A 17673-nucleotide genomic window follows, 5' to 3' on the forward strand; every position below is an offset into this window, starting at 1 on the left:
CTGCGGGATCAGACCCGGCGCATCACGGTGACCACCTTGCCGAGTACTGCGGCGTCGTCACCCGGGATGGGCTCGAACAGATCGTTGTGCGGCATCAGCCAGACGTGACCGTCCTTCCGCTTGAACGTCTTGACGGTGGCCTCGCCGTCGATCATCGCTGCCACGATGTCGCCGTTGTCGGCGACACTCTGCTGGCGCACCACCACCCAGTCCCCATCGCAGATCGCCGCGTCGATCATCGACTCGCCGACGACCCGCAGCAGGAACAGTGAACCCTCGCCGACGAGTTCCCGCGGCAACGGGAACACGTCCTCGACGGCTTCCTCGGCGAGGATCGGTCCGCCGGCGGCGATCCGGCCGAGCACGGGGACGAACGTCGGCGTCGGCAGCTCGCTCGCATCGCCGGACGCGGCGGACGCACCACCCGGCGGGATGTGCTGGTCCCCGTCTTGGATGTTGACCGCGCGAGGACGATTGTGGTCGCGCTTGAGCAGACCCTTGCGTTCCAGGGTCCGCAGCTGGTGGGCGACCGATGAGGTCGAGGTGAGGCCTACCGCGTCACCGATCTCCCGGATGCTCGGTGGATAGCCGCGCTCGCGCACCGACGCCCGGATGTACTCCAGCACGCCCCGCTGTCGCGGGGTCAGTGCGGCCTCCGCGGCCTCCGGGTCGGCGGCCGCGCCATCGGCTGCCGAACCCGCATCGGCCGCTGCCGACGTCTTGTCCGCAGGTGTCGTGGTTGTGTCGTCGTTCCCGCGGGAGGCGCCGCGCCGCCCGCCGGCCTTGTCGCTCATCGGTCGAGTCCTTCCTGTCGGGAATCCGGCATGGCCGGCTCCGGGTGGCTGGTCGAGATCGGGACCTGCTGGTCAGTGTCCATTGGCGGCCCATCGGCGCCCGTCACCATGCAGCCGACATTATCTGAACAACCCGACAGGTTCAAACATGTGTTCGACGTGTGTCGAGACATTGTCGGAGTGGCGTGCTACAAATCGAACATGCGTTCTCTCGAACACATGAGCGACGGTGTTCGAGGGTGTGCCGCCCGACCCCCACAGCACATTCCCCACAGCACATGCAGCCCCAGGAGGACACGATGAGCACAGCCACACTGCATCGCCCGATCCGATACGCCGATACCCCGATGGCAGCGACTTCGACCGTCACGAGCCCGAACGCCACGAAACCGGCCGCGCGGGCCCTCGACTCGCGCCGGCGCGAGCGGTACGACGCCACCGGCCCGGCGGGCCGTCGTCCGGGCGGGTCGGGCGCAGCGGCGTCGGCGCGCGTCGCGGGCACGCGCTGTGCGGCATCGGCGATCGATCGTCGGGTCGTCGCCCGGCGCCGCGCGACGGCGGCGGCCGTCATGCTCGGCGGGGCACTCGCCCTGCTGGTGTGGGTTGTCGCCATCATCGGTTCGAACTATGCCGCGTCGGTGCAGCCGGCCCCTACCGGAACCGAAATCGTCCATGTGCGACAGGGCGATTCATTGAGTTCCATCGCCGATAGGATTGCGCCGGAGGTTCCGCGCCAGGCGGTCATCGAGCAGATCGTCGAACGCAATCGGCTCGCGGATTCCGGCCTGCGGGTGGGTCAGGCTCTGGTTGCTCCCGCATACAGCTGAGCGCCTGACGGTATCCTCGATGGCACAGGGTCCGGCCGGGAACCGGCACGGCGTGGCGGGCGACCGGCGCGCCGGTGTGTCCCGAGATGTGCGTGAGGACGACATGCGCTGCCCGTTTTGCAAGAACGAAGACACCAAGGTCATCGACTCGCGTGTCGCCGACGAGGGGCAGGCGATCCGACGGCGCCGTGCATGTGCGGAGTGCGGTCGCCGATTCTCCACTGTCGAGAGTGCCGTGCTGTCGGTCGCCAAACGCAACGGTGTGACCGAACCGTTCAGCCGGGAGAAGGTGATGCGTGGGGTGCGTCGTGCCTGTCAGGGGCGCGATGTCGCCGAGGACGCGCTCGCCAAGCTCGCGCAGCAGGTCGAGGATGCGGTGCGCGCATCCGGGTCGGCCGAGATCCCCAGCAACGAGGTGGGCCTCGCGATCCTGGGACCGCTCCGCGATCTCGACGAGGTGGCGTACCTGAGGTTCGCTTCGGTGTACCGATCATTCGACTCGCTGGAAGACTTCCAACGCGAGATCGACGACCTCCAGGGCAACCTCACCCACGAGCGCTCCGCGGAATCGGCCGGGTCCGACGATCGCGTCAGTGCCACCGACGGGCTCAGCTGAACTGATCGAGGGCGCGCATCGCGCGCTTCTCCGAGATCGGCCGGGCGGTCCCGAGGCGCTGCGCGAACAGACCGACCCGCAATTCCTCGACGAGCCAGTGGGCATGCTCGTCGAGCGCCTCACGTCGGGCCGCAGGCAGCTGCGCGGCACGCTGATTCCACTGCGTCACCACGCGGTCGACCGCGGCCAACGACGCACTGTCGCGGGCGGCGGCGCCCGGTAACTCCGAGAGTCGGACGGTGGCCGCCTCCAGATAGCGCGGCACGTGGACGAGTTTCTCGTGTGGTGTCGCGGCGACGAAGCCGTCGAAGACCAGATTCTCGAGCTGCTCGGCGACGTCGTCGGCAGCCACTGATCCGCTGACCCGGTCGATCTGCGCCCGCAACGGTGCGACACGCCGCAGCACGTCGGTTGTCGTCGCGAAATAGTCCGGTGCGCGCTCGGCGACCCGGGGGCCGAGATCGTCGCGCAGCCGCCCGAATGCGGCCGTCGATCGGACGGCGATCAGGTTCTGGCCGGCTGCGAGGTCGCGGATGGCACGTCGGGTGCAGTCGGCGACGAGTCCGTCGACGTCGCGGTAGGGGCTCTGACTCAACGCCAGGCGTCCCGCTGCATCGAGGGTCGATGTGATCTTGCGCGACAGTGGTGCGATCGCGAGGTCGAGCAGCGTCACCACCGCTGCGGCGTGGCGGCGGTCGCGTTCGGCCTGTGTGCCGAACTCGCCACGGGCGACCCCGATCGGGCGACCGGTCCCGTCGGTCACCGTATCCAGACCCACGTGATGGGTGATCGACTGCCCGGCAACGGTTGTCGTGACCGTAGCAGGCAGGTCGCCGATCCCGGTGGTGGTCCATGCGGTGAACACCTCTGCGGGCTCGGACTGCTCGCCCACGTCGTCGAACTTCTTCTTGAGCGTCTGCAGCGACTTGTCGGTGGCGAGGACCGAGCCGTCTCGGTCGACCACGGCGAAATTCATGGTCAGGTGAGGCGGGATCTTCTCCGGCGCGAAGTCGCCGGGCGCCACGGTCATGGTCGTGATCGCACTCAACTCGCGGGCCAGACCCGCGAGCAGGGGTTCGGCGCGCGGCGTCAACCGGGACAGCGCGAGATCCGCGAAACGCGCAGCGGGCGCCATCGACTTGCGGAGCGCCTTGGGCAGTGACCGGACGAGTTCGGTCGCGAGCTCGCCGCGCAAACCGGGTACCGACCAGTCGAAGCCGGCCGGCCGCACATGGTCGAGCAACGCCCGCGGGATCACCACGGTCACACCGTCGTCGGGGGCACCCGGTTCGAAGCGGTAGCGCAGTTCCAAGCGGGTCTCGCCCTGCTGCCAGGCGCCGGGGAAATCGGTGTCGGCAACGGCGACGTCGGTGGCGACGTCCTCCGGGCGGAGATCGAGGAGGTCCGGCTGTGCGCGCCGAGCCTTCTTCCACCAGCTGTCGAAATGTCGCGCGGACACCACCTCGTCGCCGACGCGCGCATCGTAGAAGTCGAACAGCTGTTGTTCGCTGATCACCACGTCGCGGCGTCGCGCGCGGTGCTCGACGTCTGCCGCGGCCTCCAGTAGTGCGCGGTTGCTGTGGAAGAACGCGTGCTCGGTGCGCCAGTCGCCCTCGACGAGGGCATGTCTGATGAACATCTCCCGCCCGGTGGGCGGATCGATGGGGCCGAACCGCACCCGGCGGCGCGCCACCAGCGGGACACCGTAGAGCGTGACCCGCTCGTAGGCCATTGCCGCGCCGCGTTTCGCCGACCAATGCGGTTCGCTGTAGCTGCGGCGGACCAGGTCACCCGCGAGCTGCTCGACCCACAGCGGGTCGATCGCCGCCACCGTGTGGGCGAACAACCGTGAGGTCTCGACGAGTTCGGCCGCCATCAGGAACGGCGGCGGCTTGCGCGCCAGCGATGACCCCGGAAAGATCGCCAGCGTGGTGTTCCGTGCACCCAGGAACTCGCGCGAATCGCCCTGTCGGACAGCGATGTTGCCGAGCAGTCCGGCCAGGATCGCGCGGTGGATGGCGTCGGCGTCGCGTTCGGTGGCGCGCACCGTCCAGTCGAGATCGGTCACGACCCGGCTGAGCTGTCGATGCAGTTCCTGCCATTCCCGTATCCGCAGAAAATGGAGGAACTCACGCTCGCACAGCCGCCGGAACTGATTCCCCGACAGCTCGCGGCGGCGTTCGGCCAGGTACGACCAGAGCTCGAGATGAGCGAGGAACTCCGAGCCGGGTACGGCGAACCGGCGATGGGCGGCGTCGGCAGCCTCGCGGTGTTCGGCAGGGCGTTCCCGCACGTCGGGGATCGACAGGGCTGCGGCGATCACCAGGACATGGTCGAGACATCCGCCGTCCCGAGCGGCGATGAGCATGCGGGCCAGTCGTGGATCCACCGGGATGCGGGCCATCTGTCGGCCGACCTGGGTGAGCACCGGCTCGTGGTCGTCGCGCTGGGTGTCCCGGATCGCGCCGAGTTCGGTCAGGACGGCCATGCCATCGCGGATGGCGCGGGCATCGGGCGGTTGCACGAACGGGAACTGCGACACGTCACCGAGCCGCAGCGACGCCATCTGCAGGATGACCGCGGCCAGGTTGGTGCGCAGGATCTCCGGATCGGTGAACCCGGCACGGGCGTCGAAGTCCTCTTCCGCGTAGAGGCGGATGCACACGCCGGGCGCGACGCGGCCACAGCGTCCCGCGCGCTGGCGGGCGCTGGCCTGCGAGATCGGTTCCACCGGTAGACGATTCACCTTGGAACGGGTGGAGTAGCGGGAGATGCGCGCGGTGCCGGTGTCGATCACGTAGCGGATGCCCGGGACGGTCAGTGACGTCTCGGCGACATTGGTGGCCAGCACGATGCGGCGGCCGGAGGATGGCGCGAACACGCGCTGCTGGTCGGCGATGGACAGTCGGGCGAACAGGGGAACGATCTCGGCGCCGGCGGAGGCGCGGTGCCGCAACGCATCGGCGGTCTCGCGGATGTCACGTTCGGTGGGCAGGAACACCAGGATGTCGCCGGTGCGCCGATTCGACCACAACTCGCCGACCGCGGCGTCGATCGCCTGCGCCTGATCGAGGTCGCGGTGGTCGCTGTCGGGGTCGCGCGCGTCACCGTACGGGCGATAGCGGATCTCCACCGGGTAGGTGCGCCCGGAGACCTCGAGGATCGGCACCTGTCCGCCGTCGACGGCGTCGGCGAAGTGTCGGGCGAACCGATCCGGCTCGATCGTGGCGGAGGTGATGATCACCTTGAGGTCGCGGCGCTTGGGCAGCAGCCGGCGGAGGTAGCCGAGGATGAAGTCGATGTTGAGGCTGCGTTCGTGCGCCTCGTCGATGATGAGCGTGTCGTAATGGCGCAACAGCGGGTCGCTGGCGATCTCACGGAGCAGGATGCCGTCGGTCATCACCTTGACGAGGGTGTCGGCCCCCGCGCGGTCGGTGAACCGCACGGAGTAGCCGATCGCGTCGCCGATCTGCGATGCCGTCTCCTCGGCGATGCGGCGGGCGACCGAACTCGCCGCAATCCGCCGGGGCTGGGTGTGGCCGATGGCTCCGCGGACTCCGCGGCCGAGTTCCAGGCAGATCTTGGGTAGCTGGGTGGTCTTGCCCGAACCGGTCTCGCCGGCGACGACGACCACCTGATGATCGGTGATGGCGGCGGCGATTTCGGACCGCGCCTCGGAAACGGGCAGTTCCGGTGGAAACTCGGGCACCGGCACCGCTGCGCGGCGACGGTGCACGCGTGCCTGCGCCGACGACAGCTCGGAGGAGAGCCGTTGCCAGGCCGCGGCCTCGGGCTGGCGCCCGAGTTTGTCCAGCCGACGGCGCAGTCGATGCGCATCGACGATGGTCAGCTCATCGAGCGTGTCGAGCACTGCGCGACGGTCGGCGGAGGTCGGTGCGGGCATGATGCATCCAGGATATGGGGTCGTCGCGAGTGGGCCCGCGCACATCCACATCGCGGGCGATCGTCGGGACCGACGACCCGACTCCGATGACCTGGCTCAGACGAGACCCCCGGCGACCGGCATGATTGACCCATGGCAGGTTCACTTTGGCACGGCTTCGCCGACATGGGATCGGTCACCGCGAACGGACCGTTCGTGGTGACCCGCGGACAGGGTACCCGGATCTGGGATGCGGAAGGTCGCGAGTATCTGGACGCGACCGCCGGCTTGTGGTTCACCAACATCGGTCACGGGCGAGCCGAGGTTGCCCAGGCCGTCGCAGACCAGTTGGGCCGTCTCGCACACTATTCCGGCTTCGGCGACCTCACCGCCGACGTGACCGCCGAGCTGGCCGAGCGCTTGGCCGCGATCGCCCCGGTCGCCGGCAGCAAGATCTTCTTCACCTCGGGCGGCAGCGACTCGGTGGACACCGCGGCGAAACTCGCGCGGCGATATTGGCACGAGATGGGCAGACCCGAGAAGAACATCGTCGTCGGTCGCACCAAGGCCTACCACGGCATGCACGTGGCGGGGACCGCGCTCGCGGGGATACCGGTGAACCGTGAGGGCTACGGGGAGCTGATGCCGGACGCCGAGACGGTGGAGTGGGACAACGCCAAGAGCTTGCTCGGTCTGATCGAGCGCCTCGGGTCCGAGCGGATCGCGGCCTTCTTCTGTGAGCCGATCATCGGTGCGGGCGGGATCTATCTGCCGCCCGAGGGCTATCTCGCGGAGGTACGTCAGATCTGTCGCGATCACGACGTGTTGTTCGTCGCCGACGAGGTGGTCACCGGATTCGGACGCATCGGGGGTGAGTCGTGGTTCGCCTCGTCGCGGTTCGATCTGGCGCCGGACATGATGACCACCGCGAAAGGGCTGACGTCGGGGTACGTCCCGATGGGGGCGGTGTTCATCGCGCCGCACCTCGCCGAACCCTTCTACGCCGGTGGTACCTGGTGGCGACACGGGTACACCTACGGTGGGCACGCCGGTGCCGCGGCGGCGGCGATGGCCAACCTCGACATCATCGAGCGCGAAGGGCTGCTGGCCGAGGCGGCGCGCCTGGAGTCGGACCTGGCCGCCGCCTTGGGTCCGTTGGCACACCTCGATTCGGTCGCCGAGGTCCGTACCGGTCTGGGGGCGGTCACCGCGGTGCAACTGGCCGATCCGGCGCAGGCACAGCCGATGGTGGGGCGGCTGCGTGAGCACGGTGTCAGTGGACGCGCGGCCGGGCAGGGGGCGCTACAGATCTCCCCGGCCTTCGTGATGACCACCGACGAGGTCGGCGAGCTGGCCGGACGCATGCACGCCGCGCTGTCCTGACCCGGACCCCGGCCGGTCGACGATCAGGCGGGCGGGTGCGTGAGCTGTTCCCATTCGTCGACGAGGCTGGAATCCACCGAGCGGACCATCGCGCCCACGTGCTCGGTGATCTCGGCGATCTCGTCGGTGACAACCGTGTTCGGCAGGCCGTGGCGTAACACGCGATAACAATCCGACAGATACCGCAGGACCACGCCTTCGCTCCGGGCGAGGCCGTAGCCGGAGATGAGTTCGGTGAAGGTCATCGAGCGCTCGAGCATCTCGCGGAGCACGGATTTGGGTGACGGGGGAGACGAGGCCACCCACGGGTGTCCCCGGCGGTACACGGAGAACGCGAAATCGATCTCGTCGAGCAGTGGGCGGGGCCAGGTGATCTCTTCCAGCCGCGTCATGCGTTCCTCGTACTCGATGCCGTCGGCCTTCATCTCGGCGACCGCCGCGTCGCGGGCCACCTTGCGCTGCGCGAACAAGACCTGGCGCGGATCCTCCAGAGTGGATTCGAGGATCGAGATGACGTCGAGCGCGTAGGTCGACGAGTCGGGGTCCAGGATCTCGAATGCCGCCAGCGCGAACGACGACAGCGGGTTGGTGAGTGCGAAGTTCTCCGGCATGTCCACCGAGAGCGCGACGTTCTTGCCGTCGGCATCCGGGGCGTCGAGCTGCACGACGATGCCGGAGTCCCGCAGGCCCCGGAACAAGTCGATCGTGTGCCGGATCTGGCGCAGTTGGCGACTGCGTGGTTCGTGATTGTCCTCGAGCAGATGTCGCAGCGCGGCGAAACAATCACCCGGGCGGGCCAGCACCTCCATCAGGATGGCGGTGGTCATCCGGAAATGCGATCGCAATGGTTCGTCGGGCGCGTCGACGAGCTGGGTGAACGTCTTCTCGCCCCACGACACGAAACCTTCCGGCGGCTTCTTGCGGACCAGCTTGCGCCGCTTCTTCGGATCGTCGCCGGCCTTGGCGACGGCCCGTGCGTTCTCCACATCATGCTCGGGGGCCTGCACCACCACGTACCCGACGGTGTCGTAACCCGCCCGCCCGGCCCGGCCGGCGATCTGATGGAACTCCCGGGCGCGCAGCCGCCGGACCCGAGTGCCGTCGTACTTGCTGAGTCCGGCGAACAGCACGGTGCGGATGGGCACGTTGATGCCCACCCCGAGGGTGTCGGTACCCGCGATCACCTTCAGCAGGCCCTGTTGGGCGAGGCGCTCGACGAGCCGGCGGTAGCGCGGCAGCATGCCGGCGTGGTGCACGCCTATCCCGGCGCGCAGCAGTTTCGACAGCGTCGCGCCGAACCCGGTATGGAACCGGAAGTCGCCGATGGCGTCGGCGATCGCGGCGCGTTCGGTCTTGTCGGCGATCTTCACCGACATCAGCGCCTGCGCACGTTCGACCGCGGCGGCCTGGGTGAAGTGCACCACGTAGATCGGTGCACGTCCGGCCGCCACGAGGTCCTCGATGGTCTCGTGGATCGGCGTGATCGCATAGCTGTGCTCAAGGGGGACGGGTCGCTCGGTGCCGGTCACCGCGATGGTGTCGCGCCCGGTGCGTCGTTGCAGGTCGTCGACGAAGAACGAGGTGTCGCCGAGGGTGGCCGACATCAGCAGGAACTGGCTGTGGGGGAGCTCGACGAGCGGCACCTGCCAGGCCCAACCGCGGTCGGGCTCGCCGTAGTAGTGGAACTCGTCGGCGACCAACGTGCCGATGTCGCTGCGCTCGCCGTCGCGCAGCGCCAGATTGGCCACGATCTCGGCGGTCGCGCAGATGATCGGTGCATCCGCATTGACCGCGGCATCACCGGTCAGCAGCCCGACGGAATCGGCGCCGAAGGTCGCGCACAGATCGAAGAACTTCTCGCTGACCAGTGCCTTGATCGGCGCCGTGTAATAGGCCCGCTCGCCGCGGCAACGGGCGAAATAGATGGCGCCCGCGGCCACCAACGATTTCCCGGAACCGGTCGGTGTCGCGAGGATCACGTTGTTGCCCGAGATCAGCTCCAGCAGGGATTCCTCCTGGTGGGCATACAGCGCGATCCCGCGTGCGTCCCACCATCGGGTGAAGACCTCGAAAGCGGTGTCCTCGTCGTCGGCGGGTTCGAGGTACCGCGAAACCGTCTCGCTCAGATCGGCGATGGCGAACCGCCCGGTCCGTCGTCGCCGTGTCCCTCGTCGCCGCCGGACTCGTCGTCACCGCTCTGCTGGGCCAGGAAACGCTCCAACTCGGCGCCGAGTTCATCGCCGGTCGGCAGGTCTGCCTCGGCGGCCAGCAGGGAGGCGCGCTGGGCCTGGGCTTGGGCGAAGGTGTCGTACTGCGACTCCAAGGCCTGCACGACCCCTTCGATCTCGGCGTTGCCGTCGACTTCCTTGTCGACCTGTTCGCGCACCTTCGCGGCCGCATTGTCCAGTGCGGCGACGGGAATCTGCAGGCCGGTCAGTTCGCCGACGGCCGTCAACAGTCGGGCGGATGCGGCCGGGTAGTCCGTCTGGGACAGGTAATGCGGCACATGCACGGACAGGCCGGAGGCGCGATGGTCGTGCTGACTCATCCGTAATTCGAGCAGCATCGACGCGCTCGCCGGCAGCTTCATCTCCGATCCCCACCGGGGCAGGTCGCCGAGCTGGTCGGGGTCGTTGCCGTGCGCGGTGAGCGAGGCCGGGCGCGTGTGCGGCACCGCCATCGGGATCGCGTTCAGCCCGATGACGTCGGAGACCCCGAAGTGCTCCACCAGTCCGCGTACGGCCGCCACGAACTGTTCCCACCGCAGATCCGGCTCGGAACCGGCCAACAGCAGGAACGGACGCCCGTTGGTGTCGCGGATGGCGTGCATGGTGAGGCTGGGCATCTCGATGCCGGTGAAAGTGTTCCCGTCGAAGGTGACGGTGGGGCGCCGCGACCGGTAGTCGATCAGTTCGTCGGTCGAAAAGGTCGCGACGAGTTCGGAGTCCAGTGCGTCGCGCATATGGCGCGCGGCCAGAGCGACGGCGTGGCCGGCATCGGCGAAGCCCTCCAGGGCGTGGACCAGCACCGGCCCGGTGCCCTCGTCGTTCGAGACCTGGGGCGCGGGGAACTCCAGCGAGTACAGCGCGCTGTGCTCGGCGGGCCGCTCGTCCATGGTCGTGCCTCCTCGTGTCGGTTCTCTCAAGTGTCTCGCATCGGTGGTGTCCGGGGCCAATCCCGGGCGACCGGCATCCACTCCACATGGGTGGTGTTACCGCTTCCAACGCCGCGGGCAGGGCGAGGATTCCCGCGGACAACCGGGCGTTCGGGGTGTCGCGGCCGGGCCGGGGAGTCGTCGGTGGCACAGTTGTTCGGTGTGATGGGTTGCCTGGGCCGAGCGTCCTCTTCGCTGCGTGTCGCCTGGGGTGCGGTTGCCCTGGTGACGCTCGCGGTCCTCGCCGTGGGTTGTTCGGTGGACGGCGAGGCGACCGCTGGTGGGAGCGCCGACCTGTCCGCGCGTTCGGTCGCGCCGGTCGACTTCCCGGCGGACTCCGCGACCCGACTTCCGGCACCGGCGGTGCCGGGTGCCCTGGCCGATCTGACCGGACGACCGCTACACGGCAGCGTCACGCCGCCCGACTGCACACCCCGTGGCGTGTCCGCGGACGGGGCGGTGGTGCTGGTGGGCCCCGATCCGGCAACATCGACTGCCACGTTCACCTCGGCCGTCGCGTACGCCGATCGTCCGCTCGATCAGGTGACGGGCCTCGCGCGCCGATGCCCACGGACGATCACCGGATCCGCGCCCACCGCGGTCACGATCGTGATGACCGAGGTGTTGCCGGCGCCGCAGCGGTCGGGACTGGCCACTGCCGCGCTGCGTCGGACCATGACCACCGGCGGCTCCGAGTCGCCACTGGTCACCGGCACGACCAGTGTGATGGCGCAACGTGATGGTGTCCGGGTGATCGTCGAGTACCGGCACCAGGGGGCGGACCCGATGTCGGCCGACGCCGGCGCATCGCTGAACGCATTGTTCGACTCGGCGGTGGCGGCGGCCTTCGGCTGACCCGGGGCGCGCAAGCCGGTCGCCGGCAGACTCTCCCTGTGGAATACCGGCCCGGTTGTGCACAGCGGCACAATCCGGCCGCGGACTCGCATCGATGGGTTCGACGATGAGCACATGTCGACCTCTCAGCGCCCACGCCCGCTCACACCGTCGTCGCTCCTGACGGCACTGCCCGGCCTTCTCGGCTTCATTCCGGAACGATCGTTGATCGTCTTGGCCTTCGGATCCGATCCGCACACCGTGCAGACCACCATGCGTCACGATCTGGTGTTCGACGACACCGGCGATCTCGCCGGACCACTGGTGACGGTGCTCGACGGTCTCGCCGAGATCTGTGCGCGTGAGAAGGCACTCGCGGTTGTCGTCGTGATCGTCGACGACCGGCACCCGGTCGGTGCCGAACGATACCGGCGGGTGTGCGTGACCGCGGATCGGTGTTTCGCCGGAATCGGCGGTGTCGCCACCGGATTCGTCGTCGGGCAGTTCGCCGAGAACGCACCTTGGCAACGCGTGTGGGATGCACCGGAACCCACCTGGAGCACGCCACCGCTTGCGCGGACCGGCTCGTTGCGCGGCCGCCTGGGCGACCCGCACAGCAGTCCGACGGCCGTGCAGCGCGCGGTGGAGACCGGTCGGCGAGTGCTCGGGCGACGGTCGGAGATGGAAGAGATGTTGCGCCCGCTGCCGCATTGTGTGGGCCCGCACCACCAGTTCGGAGAGGTCGTGGACGGATTCGACGACGCCACGCTCCTGCGTGATCTGGTGAGCCAGGTGATCGCATACGCGTCGCCCGCGCACCCGCCGCAACTCGACTGCGCTGCGGTCACCCGACTCGGTGCGGCCTTGCTGCGCCTGCAGGTTCGGGATGCCGCACTCGTGTTGTCGGTCACCGATTTCCGACATGCCGCGGAGACGCTGTGGCGTGAACTGGCCCGCCGCCTGACCGGGTCGCGGCGCGCAAGCGCAGCCACCATGCTCGGGTACCTGCACTACGTCAACGGTGAGGGCGGATACGCGGGAGTGGCATTCGATCATGCACTGGCCGCCGACCCGCACTGGTCGCTGGCGGGTTTACTCGACACCGCCCTGCGGGGCGGAATACCTCCCACCACGATTCGGGAGATGATCCCGATGTGCTACGACGTCGCCGAGTCGCTCGGCGTCCCGATGCCCGGCCCCAGCCTCGACCGCGAGGTGAGCTGAGGATCCACGGATCGTTCAGCGGTGTTGGCCCCCGCGGGTGTTACCGACGTCAGACCTTCTCGACGAAGACCGCATGCGCCATGTCCTCGGCCAGTTCCAGGCCGTCGTGGCCAGGAGAGGTGACCGTGGCGCGGCCCGGGCCGATGGTCACGGTGACGCGGGCGTTGGGCACCACACCGGCCTCTCGGAGGTCGCTGATCAACGTGGCGTCGGACTGGGCGTGTTCGGACAGCCGTCGGACGATGACGACGACCGGGTCGCCCTGCGGAAGGTCGGACAGGCGCGTGGCGCCGTCGGTGGCCGGGGTGTTGTCCAAACCCAACTGGTCCAGGCCCGGGATCGGATTGCCGTACGGCGAGGTCGTCGGGTTGTCGAGCACGGCGAGCAGACGCCGTTCGACGTTCTCGCTCATCACGTGCTCCCAACGGCAGGCCTCCTCGTGGACCTGGTCCCAGGGCATTCCGATGACGTCGACCAGAAGTCGTTCGGCGAGTCGATGCTTGCGCATCACCGCCACGGCGAGTTCCCGGCCCTTCTCGGTGAGTTCCAGATGCCGATCGCCGGCCACGTGCAGCAATCCGTCGCGCTCCATGCGGGCGACCGTCTGCGACACGGTCGGGCCACTCTGCTCCAGCCGTTCAGCGATACGTGCACGCAGGGGGACGATTCCTTCCTCTTCGAGGTCGTAGATCGTCCGCAAGTACATCTCGGTGGTGTCAACCAGATCGTTCACGGTACGCAGTCCCTTCGTCGGTTCCAAGGGTACCTTGGCCCGTGCCGGTGAAGTGCGCCGGAGCGCACGGTGAGGCACTAGCCTGGGACCGTGACGCGGAGCACGAGCGACGAAGCGGCGGCGGTCATCTGGAGCGAGGACTTCCTGAGCTACAAATGGGCTCATACCCATCCGATGAATCCGGTGCGACTGGCCCTGACCATGACGCTGGCGCAGAGCCTCGGTGTCCTCGAGGGCGTCGACAGCCGCGCGCCGTTGGCGATCGACGACTCGGCGCTGACCGTGGTCCACTCCACGGAGTACATCGACGCCGTGCGCGCGGTGGGATCGGGAACCGCATCGCTGGCCGGCCCGCTGCTCGAGCGGCTGTTCGGCCTCGGCGACGCCGACAACCCGGTGTTCGAGGGGATGCATGAGGCCGCTCGTCTGCTGGTCGGCGGCACGTTGGCGGCCGCACAGGCGGTCGGCTCCGGCTCCGTCCGTCGCGCGGTCAACATCGGCGGCGGGATGCACCATGCGATGAAGGCGCGAGCCGCGGGGTTCTGTATCTACAACGACTGCGCGATCGCCATCCGCTGGCTGCTCGACAACGGGTTCGACCGGATCGCCTATGTCGACATCGACGCCCACCACGGCGACGGCGTGCAGGTGGAGTTCGCCGACGATCCCCGCGTGATGACGGTGTCGCTGCACCAACATCCGGCCACCCTGTGGCCCGGCACCGGCTGGCCCACCGAGGTCGGCGACGGTGCGGCGGCCGGCTCCGCCGTGAACGTCGCGCTGATGCCGGATGTGGCCGACCAGCTGTGGTTACGCGCCTTCCACGCAATCGTTCCGTCGGTGCTCGACGCGTTCCGGCCGCAGATCCTGATCAGCCAGTGCGGTGTGGACAGCCACCGGGCGGATCCGCTGACCGATCTGGCGCTGACCGTCGACGGCCAGCGCGCAGCGATGCAGGCGATGCGCGATCTCGCCGAGAAATACTGTGACGGCCGGTGGATCGCGGTCGGCGGTGGCGGATACGGAGTCGTCAACGTCGTCCCCCGCAGCTGGACGCACCTGCTGGCCGTGGTCCTCGACCGTGACGTCGACGTCGACACCACGATCAACGAATCCTGGTGTGCCACTGCCGAGCAAATTGCCGAGACCGTGCACTCGGATTACTCGCAACCGCCGGTCGGGGTGATGGGGGACGGCGGCAAGGTGAACTACGTCGCCTGGGACGGCGACACCGGGCAGGACCCACCCGAGGGAATCACCGGAGCCGCGCAGCGTCAGACCGATCGAGCCATCCTCGCCACCCGCCGCGCCGTGTACCCGCTGCACGGACTTGATCCGGAGGACCCGCGTGACTGAGCAGGACCAGACCGAACTGGCCGGGCCGACGAGCCCGGTACCACCGCCGACAGCCGCATCCGAATCCGCCGAACAGCCACGACCGCGCGACCCCTGGGACTACCCGCGGCACTGGATCGCCGACGTGCTGGCCTCCGACGGCGGCGTCGTGCACCTGCGGCCGATCGTGCCGGACGACGCCGACCGCGTGGTCCGCTTCCACGGCGGCCTCTCCGAGCGCACGCGCTACATGCGGTACTTCGGGCCCACGCCGACGCTGCCGCCGCGTGAGCTGGCGCGGATGACGACCGTCGACTACCAGAAGAGGGTGGCGCTGGTCGCCGTTCTGGGCGGCGAGATCATCGCGATCGGCGTCTACGAGGGGCTCGGTTTCGACGGCAAACCGGAATCGGCGGAAGTGGCGTTCGTCGTCGCAGACGACCACCAGGGTCGTGGCCTCGGTCCCATCCTGCTCGAACACCTCGCCGGTGCCGCCGCCGAGAACGGCTTCACCCGTTTCGAGGCCGAGGTGCTCAGCGAGAACCCGAACATGGTCGCGGTGTTCCGCGACGCCGGTTACCAGTTGTCGCGCAATTTCGACGGCAGCACCGTGCACGTGGAATTCCTCATCGATCCGACCGAGGCGCTGCTGTCGGTTCGCAACGCCCGCGAACGAGCCTCGGAGGCGCGCAGTGTCGCCAACCTGCTGCGGCCGTCCTCGGTGGCCGTGATCGGCGCGTCCACCGACCCCAAGAAAGTCGGCAATACGTTGCTGGCCAACATCATCGCCGGTGGCTTCACCGGCCCGGTGTTCCCGGTGAACGGGCCCGGCCCGGACACACAGTCGGAGTCGGAGCAGGGCACATCGGCGACCGGTCACGGCCGGCGCTCGCCGGGGCACCGGCACATCCGTCCCCGCCCACCCTCCGTGCGGGGTATCCGGGCCTATCCCACGGTCCGCGACGTGCCCGACCCGGTGGACCTCGCAGTGGTCGCGGTACCGGCGGCGGTCGTCGACGACGTGCTCGACGACTGCCTGGTCAAAGGTGTGCGCACGCTGGTGGTGGTGTCCTCGGGTTTCGGCGAGAGCGGCGCGGCAGGGCTGGAGAGCGAGCGGCGGCTCGTCGAGCAGGCGCGCGAACACGGGATGCGTCTGGTCGGCCCGAATGCGCTCGGGGTGGCCAACAACAGCGCCTCCATAGCCCTGAACGCCACACTGGCACCGCGGATTCCGGCGGCCGGTCGGGTGGGGTTCTTCTGCCAGTCCGGGGCCCTGGGTATCGCGATCCTCGACACCGCGGCGCGCCGGCAGATCGGGCTGTCGACGTTCGTCTCGGCGGGCAATCGCGCCGACGTCTCGGGCAACGACCTGTTGCAGTACTGGGACACCGACACCGATACCGATGTCGTGCTGCTCTATCTGGAGAGTTTCGGCAACCCGCGGAAGTTCTCCCGTATCGCCCGCCGGGTCTCCCGGTCCAAGCCGATCGTCGCGGTGAAGTCCGGCAAGGGAGCGATGACCGCCGCGCGTGCCGAACGGTCGTCGGCCGCCAGCCTCGACGACCGGATCGCGCAGATGGTGCTCGAACAGGCCGGCGTGATCCAGGTGCACTCGATCTCCGAACTCTTCGACTGCGCCACGCTCTTCGCCTACCAGCCGCTACCGCGGGGGCCACGCACCCGCATCATCGGGAATTCGTCGGTCCTGGGCAGCCTGGCAGCCGACACCGCCCGAGGTGGCGGACTGGAGGTGACCGACACGATCGACCTCGGCGCAGGCGCCAGTGAGGACGAATTCGAAGCAGCGGTCACCGACGCCATGCGCGACCCGGCCGTGGACGCGGTGATCGTGGTGTTCGTGCCGCCGGTGGCGGTGGACGCCGACTGGCACGCTCGTGCGCTGATGGCGGCGGCGAACACACCCGACGCCGACGGCCCGAAGCCGATCGTGACGACGTTCCTGGCGGTGGAAGGCATCCCGCCGGGGCTGATGAAGCCCGGTGGCAACGGACTGCCGGAATGCGGTTCGATCCCGTCGTACGGCAGTCCCGAACGTGCGGCCACTGCGCTGGTGCGGGCCTGGCAGTACGCGCGATGGCGGCAACGGCCGGAACCGGAGATCCACCGGCCGGACGGAACCGATCCCGAGGGAGCGCGGATGTACGTGCGGGAGGTGATGGACCGGCACGACCGGGATGACGGCGGCGAGCCGACGGACACCCTCGGGCCGGTCGAGTCGGCGACGCTGTTGCGGGCCTACGGCATCGAGGTGGTGCCCTTCGCAGAGGTCTCGACGATGCACGAGGCGGCGGGCGCCGCCGAACGGTTCGGTTTCCCGGTGGCGGTCAAGGCCACCTCGCCGGTGTGGCGTGGTCGACTGGACCGCGAGGGAGCGCGGCTCGACCTGCCCGACGCGACGGCGGTGATCACCGCGTTCTCGGAGCTGAGCCAGCTGACCGGCGACGACCTGTTGCATGTACAGAAGATGGCGCCGAAGGGAATCGGCACGACGATCCGGGTGCGCGACGACCGCTCCTTCGGCTCGCTGATCTCGTTCGGGTTGTCCGGCCGTACGTTCGATCTTCTCGGCGACCACGGCTATCGGGCGATACCGTTGACCCCGCTCGACGCCGAGGAGTTGCTCGACGAACCTCGGTCGGCGCCACTGTTGGGCGGTTACGCCGGAGAACCGCCGGTCGATCGGTCGGCGCTCACCGACCTGCTGATGCGCATCTCCACGCTGGTCGATGACATTCCCGAGGTGCGGGAGGTGCTCTGCGATCCGATCCTGGCCTCGCCCGACGGTGCGGCGGTGCTCAACGCCGTGATACGCGTCGGTCCGGTGCCCACACGTGCGGACACCGGACCCAGACGGTTGGCGTGAACCGGT

12 protein-coding genes are annotated in these 17673 nt (G+C 68.8%); 7 read left to right on the plus strand and 5 right to left on the minus strand.

Annotated features, from left to right (window positions below):
- Window positions 1-8: 8 nt before the first annotated feature.
- Window positions 9-794 carry a transcriptional repressor LexA gene (gene lexA, locus NWF22_RS21185; RefSeq protein ID WP_160902519.1) on the minus strand — a complete coding sequence of 262 codons (786 nt, stop codon included), beginning with the start codon at window positions 792-794 and terminating at the stop codon, window positions 9-11.
- A gap of 299 nt (window positions 795-1093) precedes the next feature.
- Here lexA and NWF22_RS21190 point away from each other — a divergent pair, with 299 nt between their 5' ends.
- Both NWF22_RS21190 and nrdR read left to right on the plus strand, forming a co-directional pair.
- Window positions 1094-1621: a LysM peptidoglycan-binding domain-containing protein gene (locus tag NWF22_RS21190; RefSeq protein ID WP_160902518.1), complete on the plus strand. Its 528-nt coding sequence runs from the start codon at window positions 1094-1096 to the stop codon at window positions 1619-1621.
- Window positions 1622-1724: 103 nt separating this feature from the next.
- Window positions 1725-2237 (plus strand): transcriptional regulator NrdR, encoded by a 513-nt coding sequence (gene nrdR, locus NWF22_RS21195; RefSeq protein WP_202398696.1) that lies wholly within the window; start codon window positions 1725-1727, stop codon window positions 2235-2237.
- Here nrdR and hrpA read toward each other — a convergent pair.
- Window positions 2230-6141, minus strand: coding sequence for an ATP-dependent RNA helicase HrpA (hrpA, locus tag NWF22_RS21200; RefSeq protein WP_160902516.1), 3912 nt, complete (start codon window positions 6139-6141; stop codon window positions 2230-2232). The genes nrdR and hrpA overlap by 8 nt on opposite strands.
- A gap of 132 nt (window positions 6142-6273) precedes the next feature.
- Here hrpA and NWF22_RS21205 point away from each other — a divergent pair, with 132 nt between their 5' ends.
- Window positions 6274-7503 carry an aminotransferase family protein gene (locus tag NWF22_RS21205; RefSeq protein WP_160902515.1) on the plus strand — a complete coding sequence of 410 codons (1230 nt, stop codon included), beginning with the start codon at window positions 6274-6276 and terminating at the stop codon, window positions 7501-7503.
- Between the two features lie 23 nt (window positions 7504-7526).
- Here NWF22_RS21205 and NWF22_RS21210 read toward each other — a convergent pair whose 3' ends face one another.
- Both NWF22_RS21210 and NWF22_RS21215 read right to left on the minus strand, forming a co-directional pair.
- The gene (locus NWF22_RS21210) at window positions 7527-9629 is read right to left on the minus strand and encodes a DEAD/DEAH box helicase (RefSeq protein ID WP_160902815.1); all 2103 of its coding nucleotides are present in this window, start codon (window positions 9627-9629) and stop codon (window positions 7527-7529) included.
- Window positions 9626-10618 carry a proteasome assembly chaperone family protein gene (locus NWF22_RS21215; RefSeq protein ID WP_160902514.1) on the minus strand — a complete coding sequence of 331 codons (993 nt, stop codon included), beginning with the start codon at window positions 10616-10618 and terminating at the stop codon, window positions 9626-9628. The genes NWF22_RS21210 and NWF22_RS21215 overlap by 4 nt, the downstream gene beginning before the upstream one ends.
- A gap of 183 nt (window positions 10619-10801) precedes the next feature.
- On the opposite strand from NWF22_RS21215, the gene NWF22_RS21220 reads away from it, so the two are divergent.
- Together NWF22_RS21220 and NWF22_RS21225 are read left to right on the plus strand one after the other, a co-directional pair.
- Window positions 10802-11512, plus strand: a complete 711-nt coding sequence (locus NWF22_RS21220; protein ID WP_258321231.1) for a hypothetical protein — start codon at window positions 10802-10804, stop codon at window positions 11510-11512.
- A 114-nt stretch (window positions 11513-11626) separates the two neighbouring features.
- Window positions 11627-12715 (plus strand): DUF4192 domain-containing protein, encoded by a 1089-nt coding sequence (locus tag NWF22_RS21225; protein ID WP_160902513.1) that lies wholly within the window; start codon window positions 11627-11629, stop codon window positions 12713-12715.
- A gap of 49 nt (window positions 12716-12764) precedes the next feature.
- Here NWF22_RS21225 and NWF22_RS21230 read toward each other — a convergent pair whose 3' ends face one another.
- Window positions 12765-13448 (minus strand): iron-dependent transcriptional repressor DtxR, encoded by a 684-nt coding sequence (locus NWF22_RS21230; protein ID WP_160902512.1) that lies wholly within the window; start codon window positions 13446-13448, stop codon window positions 12765-12767.
- A 90-nt stretch (window positions 13449-13538) separates the two neighbouring features.
- Between NWF22_RS21230 and NWF22_RS21235 the strand changes: the two genes are divergently transcribed.
- Window positions 13539-14804, plus strand: coding sequence for an acetoin utilization protein AcuC (locus tag NWF22_RS21235; protein WP_258321232.1), 1266 nt, complete (start codon window positions 13539-13541; stop codon window positions 14802-14804).
- Window positions 14805-14820: 16 nt separating this feature from the next.
- Window positions 14821-17667, plus strand: coding sequence for a bifunctional acetate--CoA ligase family protein/GNAT family N-acetyltransferase (locus tag NWF22_RS21240; RefSeq protein ID WP_202398694.1), 2847 nt, complete (start codon window positions 14821-14823; stop codon window positions 17665-17667).
- Window positions 17668-17673: the final 6 nt, after the last annotated feature.

This window comes from Gordonia mangrovi, assembly GCF_024734075.1.
Classification (GTDB): Bacteria; Actinomycetota; Actinomycetes; order Mycobacteriales; family Mycobacteriaceae; genus Gordonia; species Gordonia mangrovi.